The sequence below is a fragment of the Sphaerisporangium sp. NPDC049003 genome (assembly GCF_043197795.1).
Taxonomy (GTDB): domain Bacteria; phylum Actinomycetota; class Actinomycetes; order Streptosporangiales; family Streptosporangiaceae; genus Sphaerisporangium.
Genome location: NZ_JBICTU010000012.1, coordinates 193,218 through 201,856 on the forward strand (window position 1 = coordinate 193,218; position 8,639 = coordinate 201,856).

Genomic DNA, 8,639 nt, shown 5'->3' on the forward strand with positions numbered 1-8,639 from the left:
GCGGAACGTGAGGTGAAGCGCTCAATCTCGCTCCCAATGGAGACCGGATGAATGCTCAGGCGTCGCAGGCGTTCGCAGGTGCCTTCACCGAGGAACACGAGGCCGTCGTCGCCGAGGTCCGCGACGAGTGGAGGCGAAGCGGCCTGTCGACGGATCCGCCCGACCGGGGCGCCGCTGAGCAGGCCGTACGGGAGGCGTACGCGGCGGCGTCGCTTGAGCCGCCGCGCCGCGTCGTGTGGGCGGGTTCCCCGGCCGGTTGCCTGCGGGCCTGCGTCGATGACGAGACCATCGACCAGCCCCGGCTCACGCCCGCGCCCGAGTTGGAGTCCAGACTCCGTGGTGAGCTGCGGCGCCGGTACCGAAGCCATCCGTGGAGCGAGCTGGAGGACCGGCTCGAAGGCCGGTTGCGCGGCGAACTCGGGACCGGACTGTGGGACGAGCTCCGGTCCGAGATCAGCTCCAGGATCCGGGAACCGCTGTTGAACCAGCTCAGAGTGCAGCTGCGCGGTCATGTCCTGAGCCGGCTCGGCCACCGGCTCCCGTCGGTGCTGTACGGCTGCCTGAGCGGGGTCCAGGACATCTGGCGGGACGCGTACTGGATGGCGCTCTACACCTGCGCCCTGCGAATAGCGGGCATGCGTCCCGACGAGCGCCTGGAGACACTGGTCCGCGCCACCCGCCACCTCGGTTGGTGGATCCCTTCGGGCGAGGCCGTCATCGTGTCCGAGCGGCCTGCGGTCCTCCACCGGGATGAGCTGAGCCGCCTTCACTGCGCGACCGGTCCCGCGCTGTCCTGGCCGGACGGATACGCGCTCCACGCCTGGCACGGAACCCCGGTGCCCGCGTGGGTCGTGGAGGATCCGACGCCGGAGGCGATCAAGGCGGAAGCCGACCCGGAGACACGCAGATGCGCGATCGAGTCCTTCGGCTGGGAGCGTTACATCACGGAAGCGGGCATGCCTCTCGTCACCGAGACCGAGGATCCGCGCCCCGCCGTCTCACGGCCGACTCTGTCCGACGTTCGCGGACATGTTCTCGACGAACCGCTCCGGGCCCTTGTGACCGCCGAAGCTCACGCGGGGGGCATGTATCTGCTGCTGTGACCCGAAACGATCAACGCTCGGCCGGGGGAGGGGCGGTCAAGCCCCGCTCACGCCGCCGTGGTCCCGGCGTGCGCGGGCCTGCCGGCGCGGGCCTGGACGTAAGCGTGGGGGGCTGCCATCAGTCTTGATGACAACCCCCCCACAAGCGTGGTCCTACCGGCTCAGGCCCTTCCTCATCCGTAGTAGGTCGTGAAGCAGGCGGTCCAGTTGAAGCAGGTGGCGAAGCAGGGCATCAGCTGGGCCTCGTCCGTGGGGGTGAGCATGTCGAGAGCCTTGACATCGATTTCCATGGGATTTCCCTTCAAATCGGGTGAATTCTTGCGGCAGCCCCGCGCTCGTGTTCGTACCGCCGGCGCTGTCGTATATTGAGGCTCCGAGATGTTCCTAGTGAATTACTAGTGAGTGCTTACGGGAAATGATTAAAGAGAATTCACGGCCTATCGGGTTCGCATAGCATATGGTCACCTGAAAATCAGACCGCGGCGTCTGGAGGCCCCGCGCGGCCGGCCGCGCGGGGGCGGATGACGGGCACTGGCAAGACCCGCGGTGGAGGCCCGGGACCTTGCCCGAGTCGCCCTGGACGGCGGATGGGAAGGAGAGATGAGACGATCTTCCGCGGCGATCGGATCGCCGGCGCCATCGGTCACGGCGAGGTCAGTCGGCCCTCGCGACGTTCGCGTCCCACAGTACGGGCGACATCTTCCTGCCGCTGACCGCCATCGCGCGATCCCTCCATATGCCCGGCCCGGCCCGGCCCGCCAGCCGCGCGAGCTTCAGCAGATGCCGTGCCTCCACCGCGCGATCTCCCACAGTCGAGGCGAGCAGTGCCAGGAACCAGTCCACAGGACCCAGCATGGCGATGGAAGCTCCCACCGATATCCGCCCGCTGTAGGGCGCGAGCAGGGAATAGGTGGCCCCACAGGCCTCGATGTCCCCGACCGCCGCCTGCGCCGCCCCCTGCAGGCAGGTCACCGTGAGCCAGGACCAGTCGAGTGGCGGTGGCTGCCATCCGTCCCCCGCGAGTTTCCGAGCCTCCTCCGGCCTGCCCTGCGCGCACAACATGAGCACCTGCAGCAATTGGTCCATGCTCGGCTGGACCCCGGCGATCGCATCGATCAGCGGACCCGCGTCGGCGATCGTCCCACGCTGGTAATGGAGCAGGATGCGACCCACGGTCACTATCGATCCGGCGTACCACATGCCGATGTGCTCGGCCTGCCGCTCGGCGTCCGCGTACGTGGTCTCGGCATCGTCGAACCGTCCGGAGATGGCGAGGAGCCCCGCACGCCACAGGGTGTGCTGGAAGCGCGGCCACGGCAAGGGCATCCGGTTGAGGATGCCGTCGCAGCGCGCGGCCGCGGCGTCCGCTCCCGGCAGGTCGAACAGCTCCAGACGGCGATAGGTGAGCATCATCTCCGAGAGCAGTTCGAATTCGGGCGTCTGCGTACGTCGCGCCAGCTCTCCGATCTCCTCGGCGATGTCCATGGACTGCTCGGTGTAGATGCTGCTCGGGAGCGACAGATAGCGTGCGTTGAGTATCCGCATCAACAGCTGCGGATCATCGAGCCGCCGGGCCATCTCGACGGCTTCCATGGAGTAGAGGCCGCAGCGCGGGTCGTCGGTTCCGTCGTACAGCTCCTGCGCGAGCCCGGCGAGCAGGCGGGCCCGCTCCGGGCTGTCGTTCTCCGGCAGGGTGCGCAACGCGAGCTCGAACCGGTGCACCAGTTGGAGCTCTACCTCCTGGTAAGGGTCGCGCAGGTTCCAGATCGACGGAGCGTCCAGCGCGGTCAGCGCACGAGCGATCAGGAGGGGACCGCCTCGGTCACCGGCGCGGTCGGCGACACGGATCGCCTGCGCGCGCACATTCCTGGCACCGAGAGCGTCCCCGGCGTCGAGCAGCGCCTTCGCCTGCCGGAGCAGCAGCTCCACGTGATCGGCCGGATCGCCGGCGGACGCGCCGTGGACGTTCACCGCGTGCGACCACCACGTGGCCGCCTCCTCATAGGCCAGGCGAAGTGTCGCCTCCTCGGCCATCGCCCGCGCCCAGTGGGCCGCCTCCTTGTACGCGGTGGGCCCCGCCTCGATCGCGTGATGGGCGATGACGGCCACGTCCACCGCCGGGCGGGTGGCGAGCGCGTTCATCACCTCGCGATGTATCGTCGCCTTCCTCAAGGGGGGGATCTCCATGATGAGAGCCTCCCTCACCAGGTCGTGCGTGAAGGCCATCCGGTTGGCCGTCGACACGATCAACCCGGCCTTGACCGCCTGGTCGAGCAGGTCGTAGGTCCCCGCCTGGCAAACCTGGGCGACGACGTCGGGGTCGAATTCCCTGCCGATCAACGCGGAGACCTTCAGCACGTCGCCCACCTCCGGGCCGGCCGCTCGCAGCCGCTGGTTGACGAGGCTGGCGACCGCGTCCGGCAACGTCTCCAGCGGGTGGCCGTGGGCGAGCATCCGGAGCGTCTCGCGAACGAAGAACGGATTGCCGCCGGTGCGCTGGGTCAACCGGTACGCGGTCTGGTCGTCGATCTCGGTGCCCATCGCGGCGGCGATCCCCTGCACGGCGCAGGCGTTGAGGCCCGGCAGCCGAAGGCGGAGGAGGTCGTAGCGGGCGAGCCGGCCGAGGACGCACTCGATGGCGGACAGGTCCCCGCTGTCCCGGAAGGCTATGACGAGCGTGAGCGGCACGCACCCCCGCGATTCGTTGATGAGCGCCGTCACGTCGCCGAGCAATTCGAGCGTCGCGAGATCGGCCCAATGGAGATCATCGAAGATGATCACCAAGGGCTGGACCCGTGCGGTGGCGACTAGCCAGTCGGCGATGGCGCGGTGGCGCTGCATCTTCGCTCCGACGGCGGAACCCGTCGGAACCTCGTCGTCGAGGAGACCGGTGAGAGCCTGCCGGTCCATAGGCGGGTGGATCCGCGAGAGCGACCTGAGGACCTGGATCCATGGCCAGAGCGGCAGAGCCCCTTCGATCTCCTGGCAGCCGCCCCAAAGAGCCAGATGACCGAACTCGGTGCTCCGCTCGCGGAAGGCCTCGAGCAGCCAGGTCTTGCCGATGCCGGTCTCGCCGCTCACCGCGATGGTGCTCATGTCGCCGCGGTGAAGCAGCAGCTCCATATCCGCGAGTTGCTGGTCGCGGCCGAGCCTGGGCGGTGCCGAGGTCGTGTCGGTAAGGGCGGCAGGGGGACTGCCCGAAGTCAACGTGGCGCGCTTGGGGGAAAAGGTGATGGATTCGGCGTGCCTGAGGATGTCGTCTTCCAGTGTCTGCAGCTCGTGACCAGGATCCAGACCGAGATGATCGACGATCAGTCCCCTGGCCCGGCGGAGCGTGGCGAGGGCGTCGGCCTGCCGGCCGGATCGGTAGAGGGCGAGGGCCAGCAGCCACCACAGCCGCTCCCGCAGCGGTTGTTTGCTCGTCTCGGCCTCCAGGTCGTGGATCACCGCCTGCGGACGGCCGAGATCCAGCTGCGACTCGGCACGGCGCTCGATCGCCACCAGGCGCAATTCGCACAGGCGGTTCACCTCGGTAACCGTCCACAGCTCCTCGGCGAACTCGCTGTACGGCGTGCCGCGCCAGAGCTCGAGAGCCGCGTCCAAGCGGGCGAGCGCCTGCTCGGCCGGGCGGTGTTCCGCGTCGGCGACGAGCGTGGCGAACCGCAGCGCGTCGACATCGATCGTGTCCAGCAGGTAGCCGGGCCGTCGCGCGACGAGGAGCCGTGGGGGCGTGCGCGGCGCCCGCGCCGGCTCGATCGCCCGGCGCAGGTTCGACACGTAGACGTGAAGCGAGGCCAAGGCGGTCGCGGGAGGAGTGCCCTTGTAGAGATCGTCGATAAGCGTATCGGTGGAGACGACCGCCCCTGGGGTGATCACCAGCCGGGCCAGGACGGCTCGTTGCCGTGGGCCGCCGAGGCCGACGGTGGCCTCGCCGTCACGTACTTCAAAGGGACCCAGGACGCGGAAATCCATGCCGCCACCTTGTCGACGAGTAGATACACCGGCTGTTTCGGGATCCTTTTCATGCACGAAACATCCATCACTGGGCTTGCGCAATATTTGTCGCGAGTCTGTGACAGAGAACGCGTCATGCCGGCGGGCTGACAGCGAGAGCCGCTGCCGCCGGGCCGGTTCCCCTGAGTGAAGGAGCATGTCGGAATGCGGTCCTCTGCCTCATCCCATTAAGGCTCGGCTTCCGGCCGGACGGGTGCGGCCGCTGGACGGTGACGCCGGCTTCGTCATGTAAGCCTCCCTCTCGCAACGAGATCAGACGTGGAGAAGTCTCCAGTCGCCGACTTGGAGATGAATGGGGGGCTAGTTGGAACGCCTCTCGATGCCGCCGGGGAATCCGAGACCCGCCGATGCCGCGGGCGGCCCTGCCGGTGGTGGGTCACGCGCCTGCTGAGGGGGACCGTGGTGGCGTTCAGCAGGGAAAAGACGGTACGGGCCGTGGCGGCGAGTCCTCGCCGCTTCGCTCCGGACGAATTCCCTACAAGGGGACAAATTAGTTATAAGCGGACAAAAGGAGCAGGACGCGGCTTGATGGACCGTGACGTCACGGTCCATCAAGCCGCGTCCTGTGAGGAGGCGGGAAACCAGATCCGGCGGATCTCAGTTCATCGGGTCACGTCAGCAGCAGGACACGAATCGCCACGGCGCCACCGCAGAGAACGGCGTACAGGCCGATCTCGAGAGTCTCGGTCCACGGTTGGATCCGGCGCACCGCGCCGTCCACATGGATGAGCGTCTGGAGCCCGCAGGCGATCGCGATGAGGTCGAACACGATCAGGTTGTGCTCGGGATCGGGCGCCGCGGCGAGCGCGACCCACGTGATGGCCACCGCTACGGCTCCGAGGCAGCGTCCGAAGTAGACGGTGAGGTCCGTGGGGCCCGAGGGGGCCTCCCACCGGAACCAGCGCGCCCAGCGCAGCGGCACCAGCAGGAGCGGAAGAGCGTACACGGCGAGAAAGCCGGTCGCGGAGACTAGCAGGAACCAGCTCGCGAGGGGGAATTGTCCATCAATCACTAGAACTCCTTAGAGTGGCCGTCGTCACTGACTGACTCCCGGCACGTTTCGAGGTTGCGGAGGCAGGCCAGCCGGACGGGCTGTTCCTGGTCGACCTCGGCGCTCAGCAAGGAGATCGCACGCTCCAGTGCCGGCACGGCGCCCTCGGGCCGGCCACGCTTCCAGAGGGTCATCGCCAGGTTGTTGAGCGCGACCGCGAGTTCCGGATGAGCCGGTCCCAAGAGCCCTTCCTTGATCGCCAGGACCTTGCGGTAGCCCTGCTCGGCCGCTTCGAGAAGCCCTTGCGCATAGTGGATCGAGGCGAGGTTGTTCAGGCAGGAGGCGACCTCGTAGTCCTCTGGGCCGAGTCGCGTCTCGAAGACGTACAGCGCCTCCACCAGCAGGCTCTCCGCCTCGTCGAGATCGCCGAGCGCGTGGACGATCGCCGCCAGCGCGGCCTTGTCGGCGGCCAGCTCAGGATCCTCGGGACCATGAGTGAGCTGCCGGATCTCCACCGAGCGGCGGGCGAAGGGCTCCCCCTTCGCGTGGGTGCCGCGCGCGTGGTTCAGCCCACCGAGATTGTGATACAGGGTGGCCATGAAGGGATGGGCATCGCCCAGGTCCGATTCGACTATCGCGAGAGCCCGGTGATAGAAGGACTCGGACTCCTCGAACCGTCCCGTGTACTTGTGGAGCACACCCAGGCTGTTGCAGATCCGTGCGACCGCCAGGGAGTGGGGTCCCGACGCCTCCTCGGCGAGCCCGAGCGCGCTCCGCAGCATCTCGTCCGACCGCCGGTAGCTTCCCCTGACTCGGAGCAGGTCGGCGAGGGCGTCCAGTGCGCGTGCATGGGCATCCTGAGATGCTCCGGCGTCCCGGGTGATCTGGACGGCCTGCTCCAGCACTTGTTCGGCCTCGTCCAGTCGTCCGAGCCGCCGGCACCTCTCCGCCGCCGCCAGCAGAGTGTCCAGCGCCTCTTCCTGGGTGTCAGTCGCCATGGTGTGTCCGTTCGGTGTGAGCGTCGGAGGCGTCGGCGGGGCCGGCGCCCACGAGGTTCGCCGCGGGGGTGAGGAGGCGGTCGATCCTGGTCGCCTGCAAGGCGACCAGACCGAGTGCCAGAGCCAGGCCCAGGAAGAGGAGGGATCCGTGCCCGGAGCCGAGCGCCGCGCCGGCCACCGCCGGTCCGATGATGTACCCCAGCGTCTGCGCGAAGCTGTGGACTCCGTTGTATCTGCCACGGCTGTCGTCGGACGCCAGGTCGTTCACGATCACCGGGACACTTGGGGCCATGAGCGTCTCACCGACGGCGAACAGGACCATCGCGGCCATGAACGCCGCGACGGCGGCCGGGCCGCCGCCGAGTTGCGCGGCGCCCACCACGATCAGCCAGGCGATGGCCATGAGCCCGGCCGACCAGGCGAACGCGATGGTACGGCGACGACCGGTCACAAGGCGCAGGACGAGCAACTGAGCGAGGACGACCGTGCAGGTGTTGGCCAGGAAGGTCAGCTGCAGTGTGCCGGCGTCGAGGCCGCCGGTCTCGATGGAGAAGATCGGGTAGGCGCTGTAGTACTGGGCGTAGCCGCAGGTGAAGACCACGGCGACGGACACGCAGATCCGCAGCAACAGCCGGTCGGCGAGTATCTCGCGGTATCCGCCGCGGGTGCCGGAGCTTCGGGCCTTGTATCCGGGGGCCGTGTGACCGCGGCCTGGTGCCCTGGCGATCAGCACGGCGAACGTGAGGAAGGTGCACGCGTCGACGACGAATATCGTGACGAAGGTCTGCGGTGAGGAGAAGTCCACCAGGAAGGCGGCGAGCAGGCTGCCTGCGCTGAGCCCGACATTGAGCAGGGCGTGGCGTACCGCGAATATCTGTGAACGGCGGGCAGGGGGGACCGAGGTGCTCAACAGCGCCTGGAACGCCGGCTCGGTGACCGCGACACCGAACCCGTAGACCGCGGCCGACAGGGCGGCCTCCCACGCGCTCCGTACGCCGATCATCCCGGCGGTTCCGGCGGCGGCGAGGACGAGGCCTGCGGCGGCGGGCCGCCGTGCACCGAAGCGATCGGCGAGCAGCCCGCCGACGGGGGTTCCCGCCAGGCCGGCGACCGCGATCGTCGAGAGGACGAGCCCGGCCAGGCCGAGCTCGATTCCCCGCACGTCATGAAGGTAGACGAGGAGGAAGGGGAGAGTGAGACCGGCTCCGACGGCGGACACGGCGTCGCCACTGAGGATGAGCCACGCGTGCCCAGGAAGACGTGGCACCAATTCCTTGAAAGGCATCTACTCCGCCTGTTCTCATGTCCGCTGACGCGAGCGCCTCGGGGGACGCCCTGTGAGCCGGTCCACTCCCGCTTCGGCTATTCGCCGGAGCTGATCAGAGCGTTCAGACCAGAACGGTCTCGTTGTGGTTGGTGGAGAGGCCGGGGGTGATGACGGTCTCGTTGTGGTTGGTGGAGAGGCCGGGGGTGATGACGGTCTCGTTGTGGTTGGTGGAGAGGCCGGGGGTGATGACGGTCTCGTTGTGGTTG

At 68.2% G+C, this 8,639-nt stretch carries 5 protein-coding genes; 1 reads left to right on the forward strand and 4 read right to left on the reverse strand.

The window, feature by feature from the left end:
• The first annotated feature begins 47 nt into the window (after positions 1 to 47).
• Positions 48 to 1,103: a DUF6745 domain-containing protein gene (locus tag ACGFIV_RS15530; RefSeq protein WP_392835297.1), complete on the forward strand. Its 1,056-nt coding sequence runs from the start codon at positions 48 to 50 to the stop codon at positions 1,101 to 1,103.
• A 654-nt stretch (positions 1,104 to 1,757) separates the two neighbouring features.
• Here ACGFIV_RS15530 and ACGFIV_RS15535 read toward each other — a convergent pair.
• The 4 genes from ACGFIV_RS15535 to ACGFIV_RS15550 all read right to left on the reverse strand — a co-directional run bounded on the left by ACGFIV_RS15535 (position 1,758) and on the right by ACGFIV_RS15550 (position 8,373).
• Positions 1,758 to 5,132 (reverse strand): BTAD domain-containing putative transcriptional regulator, encoded by a 3,375-nt coding sequence (locus ACGFIV_RS15535; protein WP_392835300.1) that lies wholly within the window; start codon positions 5,130 to 5,132, stop codon positions 1,758 to 1,760.
• A gap of 595 nt (positions 5,133 to 5,727) precedes the next feature.
• On the reverse strand, positions 5,728 to 6,129 hold the full coding sequence (locus tag ACGFIV_RS15540; protein ID WP_358559321.1) for a hypothetical protein: 402 nt from the start codon (positions 6,127 to 6,129) through the stop codon (positions 5,728 to 5,730).
• The gene (locus ACGFIV_RS15545; RefSeq protein WP_358559319.1) at positions 6,129 to 7,106 is read right to left on the reverse strand and encodes a tetratricopeptide repeat protein; all 978 of its coding nucleotides are present in this window, start codon (positions 7,104 to 7,106) and stop codon (positions 6,129 to 6,131) included. The genes ACGFIV_RS15540 and ACGFIV_RS15545 overlap by 1 nt, the downstream gene beginning before the upstream one ends.
• Positions 7,096 to 8,373 carry an MFS transporter gene (locus tag ACGFIV_RS15550; RefSeq protein ID WP_392835305.1) on the reverse strand — a complete coding sequence of 426 codons (1,278 nt, stop codon included), beginning with the start codon at positions 8,371 to 8,373 and terminating at the stop codon, positions 7,096 to 7,098. The genes ACGFIV_RS15545 and ACGFIV_RS15550 overlap by 11 nt, the downstream gene beginning before the upstream one ends.
• Positions 8,374 to 8,639 lie beyond the last annotated feature (266 nt).

What these genes read in the sequence shown, in the direction of transcription:
- ACGFIV_RS15530 (WP_392835297.1), top strand. Translation starts at nt 48, where the DNA reads ATGAATGCTCAGGCGTCGCAGGCGTTCGCAGGTGCCTTCACCGAGGAA.
- ACGFIV_RS15545 (WP_358559319.1), bottom strand. Translation starts at nt 7,106, where the DNA reads ATGGCGACTGACACCCAGGAAGAGGCGCTGGACACTCTGCTGGCGGCG.